This window comes from Gemmatimonadota bacterium, from assembly GCA_016719105.1.
Taxonomy (GTDB): domain Bacteria; phylum Gemmatimonadota; class Gemmatimonadetes; order Gemmatimonadales; family Gemmatimonadaceae; genus SCN-70-22.
On record JADKAQ010000013.1, the window covers coordinates 81,514 to 100,731 of the forward strand.

General features: G+C 68.2%; 19 protein-coding genes and 1 pseudogene. 3 read left to right on the forward strand and 17 right to left on the reverse strand.

The window, feature by feature from the left end:
- Positions 1–57: 57 nt before the first annotated feature.
- The 10 genes and pseudogenes from IPN47_13350 to IPN47_13395 all read right to left on the reverse strand — a co-directional run bounded on the left by IPN47_13350 (position 58) and on the right by IPN47_13395 (position 7,230).
- The gene (locus IPN47_13350) at positions 58–900 is read right to left on the reverse strand and encodes an SDR family oxidoreductase (protein MBK9409001.1); all 843 of its coding nucleotides are present in this window, start codon (positions 898–900) and stop codon (positions 58–60) included.
- A 249-nt stretch (positions 901–1,149) separates the two neighbouring features.
- Positions 1,150–1,803 carry a ribonuclease HII gene (locus tag IPN47_13355; GenBank protein MBK9409002.1) on the reverse strand — a complete coding sequence of 218 codons (654 nt, stop codon included), beginning with the start codon at positions 1,801–1,803 and terminating at the stop codon, positions 1,150–1,152.
- Positions 1,804–1,821: 18 nt separating this feature from the next.
- Positions 1,822–2,199: a 50S ribosomal protein L19 gene (gene rplS, locus IPN47_13360; protein MBK9409003.1), complete on the reverse strand. Its 378-nt coding sequence runs from the start codon at positions 2,197–2,199 to the stop codon at positions 1,822–1,824.
- Between the two features lie 113 nt (positions 2,200–2,312).
- A complete protein-coding gene (locus tag IPN47_13365) occupies positions 2,313–2,741 on the reverse strand; it encodes a hypothetical protein (GenBank protein MBK9409004.1) in 429 nt (142 codons plus the stop codon).
- A gap of 184 nt (positions 2,742–2,925) precedes the next feature.
- On the reverse strand, positions 2,926–3,615 hold the full coding sequence (gene trmD / locus IPN47_13370; protein MBK9409005.1) for a tRNA (guanosine(37)-N1)-methyltransferase TrmD: 690 nt from the start codon (positions 3,613–3,615) through the stop codon (positions 2,926–2,928).
- Positions 3,612–4,157: a ribosome maturation factor RimM gene (rimM, locus tag IPN47_13375; protein MBK9409006.1), complete on the reverse strand. Its 546-nt coding sequence runs from the start codon at positions 4,155–4,157 to the stop codon at positions 3,612–3,614. Before rimM ends, trmD begins: the two co-directional genes overlap by 4 nt.
- 6 nt (positions 4,158–4,163) lie before the next feature.
- Complete coding sequence (gene rpsP, locus IPN47_13380; protein ID MBK9409007.1) at positions 4,164–4,484, reverse strand: 30S ribosomal protein S16; 321 nt, start codon at positions 4,482–4,484, stop codon at positions 4,164–4,166.
- Positions 4,485–4,647: 163 nt separating this feature from the next.
- Positions 4,648–5,976, reverse strand: a complete 1,329-nt coding sequence (gene ffh / locus IPN47_13385; protein ID MBK9409008.1) for a signal recognition particle protein — start codon at positions 5,974–5,976, stop codon at positions 4,648–4,650.
- A 241-nt stretch (positions 5,977–6,217) separates the two neighbouring features.
- A complete protein-coding gene (locus IPN47_13390) occupies positions 6,218–6,706 on the reverse strand; it encodes a chromate transporter (protein MBK9409009.1) in 489 nt (162 codons plus the stop codon).
- Between the two features lie 29 nt (positions 6,707–6,735).
- Positions 6,736–7,230: pseudogene (locus IPN47_13395) on the reverse strand (chromate transporter).
- A gap of 204 nt (positions 7,231–7,434) precedes the next feature.
- Between IPN47_13395 and lon the strand changes: the two are divergent.
- Positions 7,435–9,885 (forward strand): endopeptidase La, encoded by a 2,451-nt coding sequence (gene lon, locus IPN47_13400; protein MBK9409010.1) that lies wholly within the window; start codon positions 7,435–7,437, stop codon positions 9,883–9,885.
- A 131-nt stretch (positions 9,886–10,016) separates the two neighbouring features.
- Here lon and IPN47_13405 read toward each other — a convergent pair whose 3' ends face one another.
- The 5 genes from IPN47_13405 to IPN47_13425 all read right to left on the reverse strand — a co-directional run bounded on the left by IPN47_13405 (position 10,017) and on the right by IPN47_13425 (position 15,495).
- Positions 10,017–11,321 (reverse strand): DUF445 family protein, encoded by a 1,305-nt coding sequence (locus IPN47_13405; protein MBK9409011.1) that lies wholly within the window; start codon positions 11,319–11,321, stop codon positions 10,017–10,019.
- 1 nt (position 11,322) lies between these two features.
- Positions 11,323–12,564: a hypothetical protein gene (locus IPN47_13410; GenBank protein MBK9409012.1), complete on the reverse strand. Its 1,242-nt coding sequence runs from the start codon at positions 12,562–12,564 to the stop codon at positions 11,323–11,325.
- On the reverse strand, positions 12,564–13,340 hold the full coding sequence (locus IPN47_13415) for an ATP-dependent Clp protease ATP-binding subunit (protein MBK9409013.1): 777 nt from the start codon (positions 13,338–13,340) through the stop codon (positions 12,564–12,566). Before IPN47_13415 ends, IPN47_13410 begins: the two co-directional genes overlap by 1 nt.
- A gap of 448 nt (positions 13,341–13,788) precedes the next feature.
- Positions 13,789–14,643 (reverse strand): prepilin peptidase, encoded by an 855-nt coding sequence (locus tag IPN47_13420; GenBank protein ID MBK9409014.1) that lies wholly within the window; start codon positions 14,641–14,643, stop codon positions 13,789–13,791.
- Between the two features lie 81 nt (positions 14,644–14,724).
- The gene (locus IPN47_13425) at positions 14,725–15,495 is read right to left on the reverse strand and encodes an RNA methyltransferase (GenBank protein ID MBK9409015.1); all 771 of its coding nucleotides are present in this window, start codon (positions 15,493–15,495) and stop codon (positions 14,725–14,727) included.
- A 128-nt stretch (positions 15,496–15,623) separates the two neighbouring features.
- On the opposite strand from IPN47_13425, the gene IPN47_13430 reads away from it, so the two are divergent.
- Together IPN47_13430 and IPN47_13435 are read left to right on the forward strand one after the other, a co-directional pair.
- Positions 15,624–16,433 (forward strand): M48 family metalloprotease, encoded by an 810-nt coding sequence (locus IPN47_13430; GenBank protein MBK9409016.1) that lies wholly within the window; start codon positions 15,624–15,626, stop codon positions 16,431–16,433.
- Between the two features lie 197 nt (positions 16,434–16,630).
- A complete protein-coding gene (locus tag IPN47_13435; GenBank protein ID MBK9409017.1) occupies positions 16,631–17,266 on the forward strand; it encodes a porin family protein in 636 nt (211 codons plus the stop codon).
- An 84-nt stretch (positions 17,267–17,350) separates the two neighbouring features.
- Here IPN47_13435 and IPN47_13440 read toward each other — a convergent pair whose 3' ends face one another.
- Together IPN47_13440 and add are read right to left on the reverse strand one after the other, a co-directional pair.
- Complete coding sequence (locus IPN47_13440) at positions 17,351–18,181, reverse strand: purine-nucleoside phosphorylase (GenBank protein MBK9409018.1); 831 nt, start codon at positions 18,179–18,181, stop codon at positions 17,351–17,353.
- Complete coding sequence (add, locus tag IPN47_13445; GenBank protein ID MBK9409019.1) at positions 18,174–19,214, reverse strand: adenosine deaminase; 1,041 nt, start codon at positions 19,212–19,214, stop codon at positions 18,174–18,176. Before add ends, IPN47_13440 begins: the two co-directional genes overlap by 8 nt.
- Positions 19,215–19,218 lie beyond the last annotated feature (4 nt).

Below are 19,218 nucleotides of genomic sequence, written 5' to 3' on the forward strand. Positions count from 1 at the left end.
TAGCGGCGGCAGAGATTTCCGCGTGTGACCGCTATCACACCCTAACCAACGACTAATTCAGCCTACTTCACCCGTGGAGAGTTGCGGCTTCCACAACCACTCGCCGCCATCGACCACCAGGATGGCGCCGGTGATCCACGACGCGGCATTCGAAGCAAGAAAGGCGACCGCGTTGGCCACGTCGTCCGGGCTCCCCCAGCGCCCCAGGGGAATGGTCTTCCGTGCGTAGTCTCCCATGGCTTGTTCGACGGCGAAGACGTCCGTCGCGCCAGAGCCGCTCGGGGGAGTGAACGCCTTGCGCACTCCCTCGGTTGGAATCGGGCCGGGGGCAATGGCGTTGACCCGGATGTTGTGGCGCGCCCACTCTACCGCGAGCGTGCGGGTGAGCGCGTCGATCCCCGCCTTGGCCGCGGTGGCGTGCGCCATCAGCGGCCACCCGCGGTAGTGCAACGTCATCGAGATGTTGACGACGTTGCCCCCACCGATGCGCTGCATGATGGGAAAGACCGCCTGGGTGCAGAAGAACGTCCCCGAAAGGTCGATGTCGAGCACGGAGCGCCAGGCATTGGGCGACATCTGCTCCGACGGCACGTAGAAGTTGCCGGCCGCGTTGTTGACGAGCAGGTCGATCCGGCCGTGCTGCTCGGCGATGCGTGCCATCGTCGCCTTGACCGCCTCGGGGTCCCGCACGTCGAGGGGCATCGGGTGCACGTTGCCGCCCTCGGCCCGGAGCATGTCCGCCGCCGCCTCGAGCCGCGTGGCGCTGCGGCTGGCGATGACCACGGTGGCGCCTAACGAGGCGAGCTGTCGGCTGATGCCATAGCCAATGCCGCTCCCGCCGCCGGTGACGACGGCGACGGTTCCGGCATACAAGTCGGGGCGGAAGACGGACGCTGTCATCGGGAGACGGAGGGCAAGAGACGGGAGACGCGACGGACCGCAGGACGAACGACGCTCGCGGTTTGCGGTGCGCCGCGCAAGACGGCGGTCATGTGGGTGAGGATGACGACGGTCATGCCGGCGGTCATGCGGGCGAGCAGGGGCGACCGTCAGTGCGCAGTCGCAACCGGCGCCGACCGGCGGCGCGGGGGAGGAAAATGGCACCCGCCGCACGCAAATGATGACGCGACCGGCCGCGCCATCGCACATCTATTCGTCGGGGGGGGGCCCCGCCGTCAGCGACAACGACAGCTGCTTCACGCAGAACGACCGTCGGTGATGCGGCGTCGCCCCCAGCGCCTCCAGGGCCGCCATGTGCGCCGGTGTCCCGTACCCCGCGTTCTGCTCCCAGCCGAAGCCCGGGTACCGAACGGCCAGACGGTGCATCAACCGATCGCGGGTCACCTTGGCCACGATGGATGCGCACGCGACGGCGTAACACTTCCCGTCGCCGCCCACCACCGCCGTATGCGCCACGCCGAGGGTGCGGATCGGCTTCCCATCGACGATCACGTGGTCGGGGACTACGCCGAGGCGAGCCAACGCCCGTCGCATCGCCGTGGTCGTGGCGTGGTAGATGTTGAGGTGGTCGACCTCGCGAGCTGACGCGGCGCCGATCCCTAGGGCGACCGCTCGGGCGCGAATCTCGTCGACCAGGGCCTCACGCGAGTCCGCGTTCAGTCGCTTGGAGTCGTCGACGCCTGGAATACGGCGTCCGGTCGAGGGCATGATGATGGCGCATGCGACAACGGGGCCCGCGAGGGGGCCCCGTCCGACTTCATCGACTCCGGCGATCAGTTCGCCGTATGTGGTACGGGCGTCGCGCTCGATGCGCGACCAACGGGGGGAGCGCCGAGACGGCATCCGCCCCGCCCGACGATCTTACGCCTTGCCCGCCTCGGCACCCGGCACCACGACGCGCGCCTTCTTTTCCTTGATGCGGGTCGCCTTGCCGGAGAGATGACGCAGGTAGTACAGCTTGGCGCGGCGCACACGGCCACGACGCACCACGGTGATCTCGGCCAGCATGGGCGAGTGCACCGGGAAGATGCGCTCGACACCGACGCCGTTGGACACCTTGCGCACGGTGAAGGTGGCGCTGACGCCGCTACCACGACGGGCGATGCAGACCCCTTCGAACGCCTGCAGGCGTTCCTTGTCGCCTTCCTTCACGCGAACGTTGACGCGGACGGTGTCGCCGGCACGAAACGGCGGCACTTCGCGAAGCCACTCCTTCTGAGTTTCGATGAACGGATGCATATGACGCTCGGGTCGGTCAGGCAGGGCCCGTCTAGGACGATTTTCGGGAGACCCGTAACGTAAACGGACGGATCACCATCCGCTACCCTCAACCGCAGACTGGGGTTACGCCCCTACTCGATCGTCCCGCGGATGGCCCCGAGGCGCGCCGACGTGGCCGAATGCACGCTCACCTGAAAGGCGCGCGGGTTCTCCCGGATCTCCTCGGCCAAGGCGCCGGGGCGCGCGTCTCGCCCGACCGACACGGTCCCGCGTAGCTGGATGTAGGGGGAGCGCAGCGTCATGTCGGAGAAGAGCGTCGCCAGCACCACCCCGGCGTCTCCCCCCCCGCTCCGGCGCAGGAACGCCCCGGTGAAGGTCTCCCCCTTCGGATTGTAGATCGTCGCCAGGTACTCGAAGGAGTCGTCGTCGTTGACCACGATCCGCACGGTCCCCCACGCCTCGGACGATCCGACGGTCGGCTCCAGCACCGGGCGCGTCTCGGCGGCGCTGATGCGGGTGCTGAACACCCGCCGTTCCGCGGATCGCGGGTGCGTGCCCATGGCGGTCGAGGCGCGAACCAGATTGCCCTGCGTGGCCATCGTGGCGCACGCGGGACAGAGGGCGACTATCGACAGGACAACGAGAAGCGGTCTACGCACGCGGGGTGGTCTGGGGGAGGCCCAGCGAACGCCACAGTATGCACCGGAATCGCGGAGGCGTCCAGCACGAAAAATCCCGTCGGGACTACTCGATTCCCCGACGCGGACGTTCGCGCGAGCGCTCCTGCGTCAGGCGCTCCCCCTCGTCCCGGCGCCATCGCGCGATTTCCGCGTGATTGCCGGAGAGCAGGACATCGGGCACCGTTAGGCCGCGATAGTCCGGCGGGCGTGTGTAGCTCGGCGCACTGATCCCGGTGGAGTCGTAGAACGAGTCCGTGCGGGCGCTCTCGTGATCCGACATCGCCCCGGGCAGGAGGCGCACCACCGCGTCGACGATGGCCAGCGCCGCCGGCTCGCCCCCGCTCAGGACGAAGTTGCCGATCGACAGTTCCTCGGTGGCGAGATGCTCGGCCACGCGCTGGTCGACGTCCTTGTAGTGTCCGCAGAGGAGTGTGAGCTCCTCGCCCGCAGCGAATCGTGCCGCGTCGCGCTGCTCGAAGACCCGTCCGCGCGGCGACAGCAGGACGATCGGGGCCGCACAGCCTAACGCTTCCACCGCCTCGAAGAACGGCCCCGGCTTCATCACCATCCCTGCCCCGCCACCATACGGATAGTCGTCGACCGAGCGATGCCGGTCATGCGTATAGTCGCGCAGGTCGACGACGCGATACTCCACACTCCCCGCCGCCGCCGCCTTGGACGGGATGGACAGCTCGAGCGGGATGCGAAAGAAGTCGGGGAAGATCGTGACGATCGTGATGCGGAGCGGGCTCATTCGAAGAGCCCGTCGGGGGGATCGATGACCAGGATCCGCGCTTCGGTGTCGACCTCCGCGATGAACTCGTCGCGGTACGGCATGAGCACCGTCTCCTTCCCGCGCCGAATCTCGAGCAGGATGCCGTGCGCGAGTTCGAAGTAGCCGAGCACCGTCCCGACGACTGTCCCGTCGGTGCGACGCACTTCGAGCCCGACGAGGTCATGCAGGTAGACCTCGTCCTCGGCCAGCGGTTCGAGCTCTTCGATCGGCACCAGGAGGTAGCGCTCGCGCCACAGGTCGGCCGCGTTGCGGTCCTGGATCTCGTCGAAGGTGACGAGCAGCCCGTCCTTGAACGGTCGCGAGTCCTCGACATGCAACGTCGCACCGTTGGGTGCGAGATCGCCGGCAGTATTCCCGGCGAAAATACGTGCGCCGGACGCGAAGACCGCGTCCGGCGCATCCGTCATCACTTCGATCAGCAGCTCCCCGCGCACCCCGTGGGCGCGCCGCACACGACCAACAATGGCGTGCGTGGCCTCCCCGCGCGGCGACGAGGTCACGGCTGGTTACTCGGCGCTCTTCTCGCCCTCGGCGAGGGGAACGGCAGCCGCCTGCAGCTTGCTGGCGAGGCGTGCCTCGTGACGAGCCTTGAGGAGCCCCGCACGACGCAGGATCGAACGCACCGTGTCGCTCGGCTGTGCGCCGACGTCGAGCCAGTAGTTGGCGCGATCCTGCTTGAGCTCCACGCCCCCCTCGGTCTTGCGGGGCTGGTAGGTCCCGATGATCTCGATGAAGCGCCCTTCGCGCGGGCTGCGCGAGTCGGCGACGACGATACGGTACATCGGGTTCTTCTTGCGCCCTTCACGGCGGAGTCGAATGCGAACCATGTCAAAACCTCGGTTGGTGCGTGAATCCTACTACCCCGGGTTCCTCGCGATCTCCGGCAGTTCCGGAGTGCACCCGGTTCCCTCTCAAGAAGACGGGAAGACGAGAAGACGAGTGAATGCTCGCCGTAGAACCCGTCTTCTCGTCTTCCCGTCTTCCCGTCTTCTACCGTCCGAACATCCCCGGCGGCATTCCCATGCGGCCGCCGCCGGCGGCTTTCTTCATCATCTTCTGCATGTCGCGGAACTGCTCGAGCAGGCGATTGATCTCGCTGATCGGGCGGCCGCTCCCCTTGGCGATGCGCGCGCGACGCGACCCGTTGATCAGGTTGGGCGTCTTGCGCTCTTCCTTGGTCATCGAGAGGACGATCGCCTCGACATGCTTCAGGCGCTTGGGGTCCAGGTTGGCCCCCTTGAGCATCTTGCTGTTCACGCCGGGGAGCATCTTCAGGATGCTCTCCATCGGTCCCAGCTTCTGCATCTGCTTCATGGCCGTGAGGAAGTCCTCGAGGTCGAGTCCTTCCTTGCGGACCTTCTTCTCCAGCTTCTTGGCTTCGGTGGCGTCGAATGCTTCCTGCGCCTTTTCCACGAGCGACACCACGTCGCCCATCTGCAGGATGCGCCCGGCCATGCGCTCGGGGTGGAACTCCTCGAGCGCGTCGGACTTCTCGCCGACGCCGATGTACTTGATCGGCTTCTTGAGGACGCCGTAGATGGACAGGGCGGCGCCACCGCGGGCGTCGCCGTCCATCTTGGTGAGGATCACGCCGGTGACGCCTAACGCCTTGTTGAAGCCCTCGGCGATGCGCACCGCGTCCTGGCCGGTCATGCCGTCGGCGACGAAGAGGATCTCGTCAGGGCGGACCGCGTCCTTGAGGCGGACCAGCTCCTGCATCATCTCCTCGTCGATCTGCAGGCGGCCCGCGGTATCGAGGATGACCACGCGATCGCGAGCCCGCTTGGACTCGTCGATGCCGGCGCGGGCGATCTTCACCACGTCCTTCGTGGAGCGATCGGCGTAGACCGGGACCTCGAGCGAGGCGCCTAACGTCTCGAGCTGGTCGATGGCGGCGGGGCGATAGACGTCGGCCGCCACCAGGCGCGTCGGGCGCCCCTCGCTCTTGAGCTTGCGCGCCAGCTTGGCCGCGGATGTCGTCTTCCCCGACCCCTGCAGCCCGACCATCATCACGACCGTCGGCGGGACGGACGACAGCTTGAGCGGCTCGCGGCGCTCGCCGAGCATCGTGGTGAGTTCGTCGTAGACGATCTTCACCAGCTGCTGCGCCGGCTGCACGGTCTTGAGCTGCGTGACGCCGACGGCCTTCTTCTCCACGCGCTCGAGGAACTCGCGCGTGAGCTGGAAGTTGACGTCGGCCTCGAGCAGCACGCGCCGAACTTCCCGCAGCCCTTCCTTGATGTCCGATTCGGTCAGGACACCGCGGCCGCGGAGTTTGGCGAAGACGCCGGAGATTTTGTCTGAGAGCTCGTCGAACATAGAGCCAAGAACGCTAGCTAAGTGGCCTTGGAAACACAACCTAGAGCCCACTTCGCGTCCGACTTTTTCCACGCGCCCCTACCCCGCCCTCCAGAGCATCCCCAGCACCGCCGCCCCCCCCATTACCCATGCCACGGTCGTCGGCGCGCGGAACCGGAGGAGGGCGACCAGCGCCCCTACGAAAGTGACGATCGCCAGCGGCGAGGTCAGCGCCCCTCCCCACGCTCCATGGTCACCGCAATCACCCACCACCCCGCGGTGACCCCGTCCGGAAGGCATGGTGGACGGCGTCTCGACGATCCGTTCGAGCTGGTCGTGCCCCACCAATGTGAACGCGAAGGCGGGGAGGAAGACCCCAGCCGTGACGACGACCGCCCCAACCATCCCTCCCCCGAGGTATCCCGACAAAGGTCGAGAAGATGATGAACGGGGCGGGCAGCACCGACGACAAGGCCAATCCGTCGAGAAACTGCGCGTCAGTCATCCACCGGCCGGTGATCACGGCGTCGGATCGAAGAAAGGGGATCGCCGTGTACGCCCCGCCGAAGGTCAGGAGTCCGGCGCGCCCGCTGCCGAACAGGGTCCTGATCGACGGGGCGATGGTCGACCGACCTGGCGACCAGCGGCGCGGGAAGCCAGAGCGAGGAGCGCCCGGAAGCCCGACAGGTCCGTCGCCCGTCGCGTCGCCGCCAGCGCGTGCAGGCGCGACACCAGCGACGGCGAGAACCACGATCCGGTTGGCCCGGCACTGGCTCCGGCCGCCGCGACGGCAATCACCCAGAGAGCCGGCGAGGAAAGCGCGTGTTCCCCGATACGCACCACAGCGCGCACGATCAGCGCCGCCACCGCCCCTTGGCAGCCCAGCATCGCGCCGCGCCACAGCGGCGAATCCACACCGAAACGGACGTAGCTCCACGACAGCAGCAGCATGAGCGCGAAGCCCGGGAGCATGAAGCCCAGCCCGGCGACGATCGCCCCGGACCGACCACGCGCCAGCATCCCGAAGTACACGCAGAGCTCGTGCGCCTCCGGTCCCGGGAGCGCCTGGTACACGGCGAGCACACGATGAAAGCGCTCGCGCGAGATCCATCGCTCACGATCGACGAGCTGCTCGCGAATCATTGCGATCTGCGCCACCGGCCCGCCCCACGCCAGCAACCCGAACCTGAGGAAGCGCACGAACAACGCCCCCAGTCTCTCGTTAGGGACGCCCTCCACCGCGCGCGCGGCCGGTGATGAACTCGGTTGCTCCATGCCGGAATATGCACCGGGTCGCGCCCCTCCTCACCAGCCATCACGCGCTGCGACCTCGCCCTCCGCTGTCGCGCACAACTCCCGCGCCCCGTACCTTTGTGGCAGGAATCACATGCACCGTCCGTTGATAGGGCGGTGGCATGCCGACGGGAGATCACGCCACACTCCCTCCCGTCTCCCGTCTCCCGTCTCCCGTCTCACCTCATGTCCCGTCCCCAGCGTCGCGACGAAATCCTCGGTCAGGAACTCCCGCCGACCCTCCCGTTGATGGCGTTGCGCTCCACCATCGTCTATCCACTCGGGACGATCGCGGTCCAGATGGGGGCGCCGGAGAACCTGGCGTTGCTGCGGGCCAACGAGGATCCGGGGCTGATCGTCGCCCTCGTCGTGGCGACGGGCGACGTCGACGACGCGATCGACAACCGGAAGTTCATCGGACGCGTCGGGGTGGCCGCTCGCGTGCACGAACGGATCAACCTCCCCGGCGACACGGTGCAGATCACGCTGCAGGGACTCCGCCGAATCACGATCGAATCGGTGGAGCAGGAAGAGCCGTTCGTGATCGCCGGCGCACGCGCGGCCAAGGAACTCCCCGCCGACCCTGACGAGTTGGACGACCTCGTCGCCCGCATCGTGAGCGCCGCCGAGACGCTGGCCGACCTGGTCGACCGCATCCCGGACGAGGTGCCGCAGATCCTCAAGATGAACGTCTCCGACCCGGGGCGCTTTGCCGACCTCGCGGCGACGAACATGAACTTCCGGATCAGCGACAAGGACGAGGTGCTGCAGCGGCTGGACGTGGGGCAGCGGCTGCGCTTCATCCTCTCGCGCCTGGAGCGCGAAGTGGCGCGCGCCCGGGTGATGGAGGACGTGAAGAAGCAGACCGAGGTCAAGATCGAGCAGCATCAGCGCGAGTTCTACCTGCGACAGCAGCTGCGCGCGATCCAGGCCGAGCTGGGCGAGACCGATCCCGGGGAGAAGGAGGCGATCGAGCTCCTCAAGAAGATCGACGAGGCCAAGCTCCCGGAGCGCGTGGGACAGGAGGCGCGCCGCGAGACGGAGCGCCTGCGCATGCTGTCGCCGGCGTCGAGCGAGTATCAGGTGATCCGCAACTATCTCGACTGGATCCTCGCCCTCCCCTGGCACAAACGATCGGGAGATGAAGAGATCGCGCTCTCCAAGGTCGAGGAGGCGCTCGACGGCCGGCACTACGGGCTGCAGGAGGCCAAAGAGCGCATCGTCGAGTTCCTGGCGGTGCGCAAGCTGCGCGGCGGTGACCCGCACGGCCCGATCCTCTGCTTCGTCGGGCCGCCGGGGACGGGGAAGACGTCGTTAGGCGAGGCGATCGCCACCGCGATCGGGCGCGCCTTCTACCGCATCGCGGTGGGCGGCGTTCGCGACGAGGCGGAGATCCGTGGCCACCGGCGCACCTACGTCGGCGCCATGCCCGGGCTCCTCCTGCAGGCGCTGCGCCGCGTGGGCGTGAGCGACCCGGTCCTCATGATCGACGAGATCGACAAGATGTCGGGCGGCGGCGCCTCCGGCGATCCGACCGCGGCCATGCTCGAGGTCCTCGACCCGGCGCAGAACCACGACTTCGTCGATCACTATCTCAACCTCGCCTTCGACCTCTCGCGCTCGCTCTTCATCTGCACGGCGAACAACCTGTTCGACATCCCGGCCCCGCTGCGCGACCGCATGGAAGTCATCCGGATCGCCGGATACACCGTGGAAGAGAAGGTGGAGATCGCGTGGCGCTATCTCCTGCCGCGCCTGCTCGAGGAGCACGGGATCACCGACAAGGACATCCAGTTCACCGACGAGGTCCTGGGCTTCATCTCGTCGCGCTACTCGCGTGAGGCGGGGCTGCGCAACTTCGAGCGCAACATCGCGACGATCATGCGCAAGCGCGCGCGCCGGAAGGCGGAAGGGGAGGAAGGCGCCTGGGTGGTGGACAACGCCCTCGTCGAACAGCACCTCGGTGCGCCGCGCCACTCCGCCGAGGAGGCCGAGAAGGAGCCCGAGATCGGTGCCGTGACCGGGCTCGCGTGGACGTCGATGGGGGGCGACATCATGACCATCGAGGCGCTGCGCATGGTTGGGACCGGCAAGTTGACGGTCACCGGGCAACTCGGCGACGTGATGCGCGAGTCGGTGGATGCCGCACTGTCGTTCGTGCGCTCGCGCGCCGACTTGTTAGGCGTGACGACGCAGGACTTCAAGGAGAGCGACCTGCACATCCACTTCCCGGCAGGGGCAGTGCCGAAGGACGGCCCGAGCGCCGGCGTCGCCGTCACGCTGGCCATCGGCTCGGTCCTGAGCCGCCGCCCCGTGCGCCGCGATGTGGCGATGACGGGCGAAGTCACGCTGCGCGGCAAGGTGCTGGAGATCGGCGGCGTGAAGGAGAAGACGCTGGCCGCTTACCGCGCCGGGTTGCGCGAGGTGATCCTCCCCGCCGGCAACCAGAAGGACCTGCGCGACGTGCCGGAAGAAGTGCGCGGCAACATGGCCTTCACCTTCGTCAGCACGATGGACGAGGTGTTCCGGCTGGCGTTGATGGAGCACCCGAAGGCCGAACTCGCCGACAGCGCCGAGTCGATCGACGACGCACCGCGCAGCATGGGGGCGGCGCAACCGGAGAGTCACTCTAGCTAGGGGAAGACGGGAAGACGGGAAGACGGGAAGACGAGAAGACGAGTTTGGGAGTGCGCGGCGCGAGTCCGGCGCTCCAGGGTCGCAATCTCGTCTCCCGTCTTCTCGTCTTCTCGTCTTCTACTCGCCAGCCCTCAAACCACTCGCTGCAGCAAGTAGAGAATCATCCCCGCCAGCCCCCCCACCAACGTCCCGTTGATGCGGATGAACTGCAGGTCGCGGCCGATCGCCAGCTCGATGCGATACGACGTGGCCTGCGGATCCCAGCGCTTGACCGTGCCGGCGATGAGCGCGCCGACTTCGTCCTGGTAGCGCTCGACGATCGCCACGACCGCCTCGATGAGCCAGGCGTCGACCTTTTCCATCAATACCGGGTCGGCGAGGATCGCGTTGCCGAAGGCGGTGAGCCCGCGTTCGATCGTTTCGGGGTTGAAGCCGTCGGGATTCTCGGCGTGCCGTGCAATCGACGCCTTGGCGTCGCTCCAGAGTGAGGCGCTGAACTGCCGCACGGCGTCGGCGTGCAGCAGGTCCTCCTTCATCTGCTCGGCCTTGAGGATCACCTCGGGCGAGGCCTGCAGCTTGACGATGAACTCGTCGATCGCGGTGTCGAAACGCGCTCGCAGCGGATGGTTGGGGTCCTCGTGCACCGCCTGCATGGTGCGCTCCAGCGCCCGCACGATGCGCCCGGCGATCTTGTCGTCGACCGCCCCGGGGATCCACCACGGGCTCTCCTTTTCCACCCGCTCGCGAATGAGGTCCTGGTTCTCGCTGATCCCCTTGGCCAGGAGGCGGATGGCGTCGTCGAGCAGCGCCTGGTGGCGGTTGCCCGCCGTGAGTACGGAGAGTGCGCGCCCGATGAGCGGGGCGACCTGCGTCTTCTGCACGCGCGAGATCACCGCCTTGGAGATGACCTCCTGCACGTCCTCGTCCTTGAGGACGTTGGCGGCGGCGGCGAGCGACTTGGCGAGTTGACGCGCAATTCGGCGCGAGTTCTCCGGCTCCACCATCCACGTCGCCATGCGCTGTGCCGCGCCGAGCGTGTGCAGCTTGGCGACGATCACGTCGCGAGCCAGGAAGTTCTTCTGGACGAAGGCGCCGAGCGTGGTTCCCACCCGGTCCTTGCGGGCGGGGATGATGGCGGTGTGGGGGATCGGGATGCCTAACGGGTGACGGAAGAGCGCCGTCACGGCGAACCAGTCGGCGAGCCCGCCGATCATCGACGCCTCGGCGGTGGCCCGGACGATCCCCAACCATGGGTACTGCCCCTCGAAGTAGCGAGCGACGATGAAGATGATCGTCGCCAGCACGAGCAGCGCCAGCGCCCACCGCTTCATGTTGCGCAGTCGGACGATCCGTTGCGCCTCGTCCTCCGGGCGCAACGGCTGCGGGACGGCGAGCGCGTCCGGCGCGGGGGCCGGACGGCGGGTCGCCTCGGTCATGCTACTCCTCGAGGGTGACCTTGGAGAGGTCGAGCACCTTGATGCTCGCCCCGGCCGGCACGTCGACGTAGAGCACCACCGGACGCCCATCGACGTCGCCCGCCGTCACGGCGATCGTGCGTCCGCGCGCCGAGTAGACGCGCGTCATCTGTGACGCCTCCGCCGGCTTCACATTGCCGAAGCGCTTGAGGATCGACGTGTCGATGAGGTCGAAGAACTCGGCGGCGTCGACCGACGTGTCCCACACGGTCACCCAGGCGAGCCCCTCGCCCTTTGGCGTATCGAACAGCACGTAGCGATCGCCGTCCCACCCCGCTGCCCCGCGGTAGGCGGCATCACGGTCCTTGAGGTGCTCGTAGAGGAAAAGCCGCGTCTCGAACTCGCCGAGGTCGTTTTCGTAGACGACCTTCCCCGTCGGTGCCGGCAGCGTGACCACGGTGGGATCGTCGCGGTTCACGAAGAAGCGATCGTCGTGCATGACCTGTTCGGTCGACACGGGCATCGACTCGAAGACCGACTTGCCGGCGCGCTTCTCCTTGAAGTAGCGAATGAACTCCGCGCCCGAGAGATACGGAAAGAGCAGCGTCTCCTGCACGAGCGTCGGCGCCGACGAGAAGATCGGCATGGTCGAGTTGTTCTCGCGGATGAGCGTGCGGACGCGATCCCATCCACCGGGGAGGTTCGCGACCATCGTCCCGCTCCCCAGCATGCTGGCGAGCTGCTCGAACGTCGCCTGCCCCTCGATCACCGACTGCGCCGCCAGTTGGCGATCGTTGCGCCGCTTGACCTTCTGCAGCGAGTCGAGGTTGAGATACTGGTCCTGGAGCGCGTGCACGAGTTCGTGCGACACGGTGACCGAGACCATCTCGTCGGACGCCCCCTGGACGATGTACAACACCTTGGTCGCCGGGTCGTAATAGCCGGCGATCTGCTCGGTGAGGAGCGCGAGCATGAACTTGCGCAGGTCGAGCGAGTCGGGGAGGAGTCCGAGCCGCTTGTAGGAGCGCTCGCTCCCCTTGAGCTCCTCGTCAGGCATGTCCTCGGCGAATCGCTTTTCGAGGAACGCGCGCACCTCCTCCTTGGTCCGCGCCTCGAACTTCGGCGGCGTCTTGAAGGTGAGCCCAGTCGACTTCTCCAGCTGCGGGATCGCGTCGGCCACCTTGGCCGCGACGGGATCCTTCGGCTTCTTCTCGCCGCAGGCGACGATCGCCAGCAGCAACACCGCCCACCCGAATCGTGCCATTACTCGCTCCATCGAACCGTGTGTCCCGTCGCCAGGGCGACAACCCGTGCAACGTCGAGCCCTCGCACGACCACTCCATCCTCGATCAGGAGCGATCGCAATTCCACTTCGAGCACCGCCAGGCTGGGCGCCGTCGCCGGGGGCGCCGGCGCGGGTCGTTCGCCGACGTCGGCCGGGGCCGGCGCCGGGCGCGGTGCCACGCGGTCGGGGGCGCCCACGGGGGTCGCGGTGAAGATCGACTCCAGCTCGGCGCCAAATCGTTGCAGCGCGGACAACCCGTCACGCGCAAAGGTCTCCAGCCCGTCTGATCCTAACGAGCCGTCGTCGTCGCTGCCACCCGACTCACGACGCGGGGGCTCCACAGGGCGCTCGCTGCCACGCCCGCGCACCGGGCGCTGCCGCAGGAGCTCGCGACGGCGCACGATCATCGCCTCGGCGCGCGCCGTGTAGCGCGTGACCGCCTGCGTGTGTGCGCAGGCTTCGTCGAGGACGTCGATCGCGCGGTCGGGGCGACGCCGGTCGAGCATGTGCACGTCGGTCAGCTCCACCGAGGCGCGTACCGCGTCGTCGGCAATCACGACGTTGTGATGCCGCTCCAGCCGTTCAAGGCGCGCGCGCAGGACGTCCAGTGTCTCCTCCGTCGACAGCTCGCGCACCAGGACCCGCTGGAAGCGTCGCTCGAGCGCCGGGTCGCCGCAGATCCAGCGGTCGTACTCCTCGCCGGTGGTCGCGCCGATGACGCGAAAGTCGCCGCGCACGAGCGACGGCTTGAGCATGTTGGCGGCGTCCATCGCACCCCGATCGCCGTCCCTTGCCCGATGAGGTTGTGCAATTCGTCGACGAACAGCACGACGTCGGGGTCGGCCGATGTCTCGTGCACGAGGGCGCGGATGCGCTCCTCATACTGGCCGCGATAGGCGGTCCCCGCCATCAGGGCGACGTGGTCGAGCGCGAGGAGGCGCGTGGTGCGCAAGACGAGCGGAACGTCGCCACCGACCAGGCGCTGGGCGAGCCCCTCGGCGATGGCGGTCTTCCCCACCCCGGCCGGCCCCACCAGCGCCGGATTGTTCTTGCCATGGCGCAGGAGGATGTCGATGACGCGGGCCACCTCCTCGTCGCGGCAACGCACCGGCTCGAGGCGTCCCTCGCGCGCCTCGCTCGTGAGGTCGCGCGTGAAGCGTCCGAGCGCCCCCGTCACCCGCCGACCGAGATCACCCTCGTCCATCACATCCCCAGGAATTGGGAGGAGTACCAGGCGATCAACGTCTCGCCCCACACCAAGACCAGGATGGCCGCTGGAGCCAGGAAGACGCCGAAGGGGACTTCCGGAAGCTCGGCGCGTGGCGCCTCGAGCCCGAGATCGATCTGATCACCGCGCGGAGCCCCGCGCAGCTTCACCACGGGATACACCACACCGATGAAGGCGAACGCACCTAACGCCGCCCCGATGAACAGCACGAGGAGCGATCGCGTGGGGCCGACCGCCGCGCCGACCACCGCCATCAACGTCACGTCACCGAATCCCATCGCTTCCTTCTTGAGCACGACCTCACCGAGCCAACCCACGATCGCGACGGCGCCGGCCCCGGCGCACGCCCCCACCAGGGCATCATACGGCTCGGCGAACGGCCCGGGTTCACCGCGGAAGACCGCAACCATCGACGTCACCATCACGAAGACCAGCCCGCTGACCGTGAAGCCGTCGGGAATGAGGTAGTGCTTCGCGTCGGTCACGGCGATCCCGAGCATGATGGTGGCGAAGATCGCCACCCGCAGCGCGGCGAAGGTCGCCCCGTAGTGTACGGCCGCCAGGAGCCAGAGGATCCCGACGACGAGTTCCACGATGGGGTACTGCGCCGAGATGGGGAGCGCGCAGCCGCGGCACTTGGCGCGCAGGAGAATCCAGCTCACCATCGGGATGTTGTCGTACCAGGCGATCTCGTGCGCGCAGCGCGGGCAGCGCGAGCGCGGGCTCACGACCGACTCGTTATGCGGCCAGCGCCCGATACAGACGTTGAGGAACGACCCGACGCACGCCCCGAGGGCAAACGCCAGCGTGCCAAGGAAGGCGTCGATCACGTCGGGGCGGGGTACGAAGCGAGGTGGGGCAAGGCGAAGCGAGGATCGGCGTGAGCGAAGTGGCGGACGATGGCGAACGAATCAGGGACGGGCCGACGGACGCAGCTCGTACATCAGGATGCCGGCGGCGACCGCCACGTTCAGCGACTCGACGATCGGCGAGATGGGGAGCGAGACGATCTGGGAGAGCGCCGACCGCACGTGCGGCGAGAGCCCGCTCCCTTCGTTCCCTACCACGAGGGCGCAGCGCGACGGCGCGCGGAGGGTGGACACGTCGGCCCCGCCCATGTCGGCCCCCCACAACGCCGTTTCGGTTGTCGCACACAGTTCCTGCAGTCGCTCCCACTGCATCGCCACCGCGGCAAAGTGGAAGTGCGCCCCCATTGCGCTACGGACGACTTTCGCGTTCCACACGTCAACGGTTCCCGGAAGGGCAAAGACGGCGCTGGCGCCCAGCCCGGCCGCCGTCCGGATGAGCGTCCCCACGTTTCCCGGGTCCTGGACGGCATCGAGCACGAGCGGACGCCAGGTGCCGTCGCTCGGGAGGGCGAGTCCTTGCCCGGTCGGAATGCGGGCGACCGCCAGGAATCCCTGGGGCGATTCCGTCTCCGCGGCGCTCTGGAACTCGCGATCAGTGACGTGCGTCACCAAAACACCCTTGGCGGCGAAGGCCTCGAGCAGCGCCGCGCCGCGCGGCGAGGTGGCGAGCTGCGGGGCCGCGAGCACGCCGACGACGTCGAGCCGCGACCGGACCAGCTCTTCGCCGGTTCGGACCCCTTCCACCACGAACAGCCCTTCGCGCTCCCGCGCCTTTCGGCGGGTGAGGTCCCGGGCCAGGGTCAGCAGTCGCATCGATTCTCCCGGTCGCGGTGTATCATCGGCTGAACCTGTACGGGGCGCCTGACGCGCCCGTTTCTCCCGTCATGCTCGCAATGCCTCGCTTGCTCCGTTCGTACTCGCCACGCCACGTGCCGCGTGGCATGCGCCCGATCGCCGCCGTCGCGCGGCTCGGGGTTGCGGTGCTCGCCCTCGCCGGCTGCGCCATCTCGACGCAACGCGAGATCGAACTCGGGACCGACTACTCGCGGCAGGTCAACGCGCAGCTTCCGATGGTGACCGATCCCGAGGCCGTACGCTACATCAACGTGCTCGGCGACTCGATCGCGCGCATCGCCGACGACCGAAATCTCGACTGGCGCTTCTTCATCGTCGATAGCCCCGACGTGAATGCCTTCGCCATTCCCGGCGGCTTCGTGTACGTGAACCGGGGACTCATCGAGCGCACCACGCAGATGAATCAACTTGCCGGGGTGCTCGGACACGAGATCGGGCACGTGGTTCGCCGGCACAGCGTCAAGCAGATGCAAAAGGGTCAGGGACTCACGATGGGCGTGCTGCTCGGCTGCATCCTCACGCCCATCTGCACCAACGGCGGCGATGCGGCGGTGGGAATTGCGGGGAACCTGGCGATGGCGTCGTTCTCGCGCTCGGATGAGGCGGAGTCGGACCAGGAGGGGATTCGATATGTGATGCGCGCCGGGATCGACCCGCGCGGGATCCCGGAGATGTTCCGCATCCTCATCAAGGAGCGCAACGACCACCCGTCGGGGGGCATCGACTCGTGGTTCCGGACGCACCCCATGGAGGAGGAGCGCGTGCGGGCGACCGAGTCGACGATCGCCCAGTTCAGCAAAGGGCAGCTGGACCGGCTCGCGCGCGACACGCCACGCTACCAGCAGTTCAAGCAGCGCCTCTCCAAGCTCCCGGCCGCGCCGACGCGCGCGCGCTAGCGGCACGCCGTCGAGACGGACGCGCGAGGTCGCGTTGGTGCGGGGACACCAGCGGCAGACGTGCGCGGGGTCACGGCGCCCCGCGCGCGCCGCACCCATCTGTGGGGGCGTTGGCGGATTGCGGCCCTGAGGCCAGTCGCGCAACGTGCAGTCGCACGCGCCGCTCCGTCGCATCACCCACCCTTGGAATTGCCCGCATGCACGCCTTCTTCGCGTCTTCCGTTCGCCTTCAATTGCTGGCGCTCGCCCTCGCGGCGATTCCGACGCTCGCCGCGACCCCGACGCTCGCCTCCGCACAGCAGCGCGCGCCGCGCGTCTTGAGCGTGGGACTCGGCGGTGGCGGTGCGGTCCCGGTGGGGGATTTCGCCAACGACGTCAAGACGGGGTGGACCGTGAACGGCCACCTCCAGTACCAGCCAGTGGCCGAGGGGCCGTGGGCGGTCCGCGCCGAGGTGCTCTACATGCGCACGGACCTCAGCGATGAGGCGATTGCCTCCGGCGGCGGTACCCCTGACCAATCGTGGACGAACAGTGTGGTGTACGCCGGCGTGTCGGCCCCGTACTTCGTCGCCGGGCGTGCCGGATCGGTGCGGCCGTACGTCATCGCCGGGCTCGGGCTGTACTCGCAGACCATCAAGCTCGATGACGCCGGCGGCGTCTCGTCCAGCGTGACCGAGTCGGGGTTCGGATTCAACGCCGGCGCGGGGATCCGGTTCGGCGGCGCGATGGGGTTCTTTGCCGAGGCACGGTTCCACCAGTTCAGCATCACCCCGAGCGGGAGCGAGAAGACGACGAGCCAGTTCATCCCGGTCTCGCTGGGCTTCACGTTCTAGGGTTGCAGCTGCCGAGCAGACGACGGGCCGCGCCGGTATGGCGCGGCCCGTCGCATTTCACCCTGATCGCCACGCGGGCGTCGGTCAGAGCGCCTGGACCAGTGCCTCGACCAGCCGCTCGAAGTCGGCGGCGGCCACGCGCGTCACCTCGATGACCTCCTGGTGGTGGATCGGGTGCGGACTCGTCCCCGCCGCCGGATTGGTGATGCAGCTGACGGCGGCGCAGCGCATCCCCATGGCCCGCCCCACCACGACTTCGGGGACCGTCGACATCCCCACGGCGTCCGCCCCCATCCGCTCGAGCATGCGCACCTCGGCCGGCGTCTCGTACGTCGGGCCGAGCAGCCCGCAGTAGACCCCCTCCTCGAGGCGGATCCCCAGCGCGTTGGCGGCCGCGTGCAGCTGGCGGATGAGTCCCGGGTCGTATGGCGCCGACATGTCGGGAAACCGCTCGTCGCCGGCCACCACCCGCCCGAGCAGCGGGTTCCGGAACATCAGGTTGATGTGATCGGCGATGACCATCAGTTGGCCGGGGGAGAAGGTGCGGCGAATCCCCCCGGCGGCGTTGGACAGGATGAGGGTGCGCGCCCCCAGCGCGTGCACGACACGCACCGGAAAGGCCGAGTGCTCGGCCTCGTGCCCTTCATACATGTGGAAGCGCCCGGCCAAGGCGAGCACCTCGCGCCCCCCAAGCGTTCCGTGCAGCAACTCGCCGGCGTGCCCCTCCACCCGCGGCTCGGCAAAGCCCGGGATGTCGCGATAGGCGACGCGCGTGGCGCCGTCGATCCTGTGGGCCAATCCCCCCAGGCCCGAGCCCAGCACGATCGCCGCCACGGGCGACTGCACCGGAAGCCTCGTGCGCAGGACGGCGACGGCCGCCTCGAGCGTGCCCGCCACTCCGAGCGACTCAGCCATGGCGCAGCAGCTCGATCTCCGCCCGAGCGCGTTGGAGGAGCGCGTCGCGCTCCGCGTCGGGGAGGAAGGCGCTCGCAAAGCCGTTGAGCGCCATCGTGGCGAGCTCGTCGAAGTCGAAGCCGAGCGATCCGGCCGCGTGCTGGTACTCGTCGACGAGGTTGGTCCCGCTCATGAGCCGGTTGTCGGTGTTGAGGACGACGTTGAGCCCCTGGTCGAAGTAGTGTCGCAGCGGGTGCGTCTCGTACGAATGCGCGGCGTGCGTCTGCACGTTGCTCGTGAGGCAGATCTCGAGGGCGATGCGCGCGTCGTTCACCTCGGCGGTGAGCGACGGGTCCTCGAACAGTCGCGTGGCGTGGCCGATGCGCGAGGCGCCGCAGGTGTGGACCGCCTGCCAGACCGACCCCGCGCCGTCCCCCTCACCCGCATGGCAGGTGCAGGCGAGGCCGTGCGCCTGCGCGTAGCGGAACGCCTCGGCATGGTCGGAGGCCGGGTGGCCGATCTCCCCTCCCGCGAGGTCGAAACCGACGACCCCCTGGTCCTTGTAGTCGACCGCGAGGCGCGCGAGGTCGAGCGACGTCGCCGGCGGCAGGTGCCGCAGCGAGCAGACGAGCACTCGGGCGACGATGTCGTGGTCGCGTTGGGCCTTGGCCAGTCCGCGCAGCGGGGCCTCGACCGATTCGCCTAACGTGAGCCCCCCCTTCACGTTGAGGACGGGGGCGTAGCGCACCTCGATGTAGCGCACCCCCTCCCGGGACGCATCCTCGGCCAGCTCGTAGGCAATACGTTCGAGCGACTCGGCGGTCTGCATGACGGCCAGCGTCGTGTCGAAGCGCGCGAGGTAGTCCTCGAGGTTGCGCGCGTCGCTGACGAGCATGTAGTCGGCCAGCGCCTCGGCGTCGTCGCGCGGCATCGCGATACGCGATTCGCGCGCCAGGTCGAGCATGGTGTCGGGACGCAGCGAGCCATCCAGATGGCAGTGCAGTTCAGCCTTCGGGAGCTGTTCCAGCAGCGTGCGGGTGATGACGCGTGGCATGCTC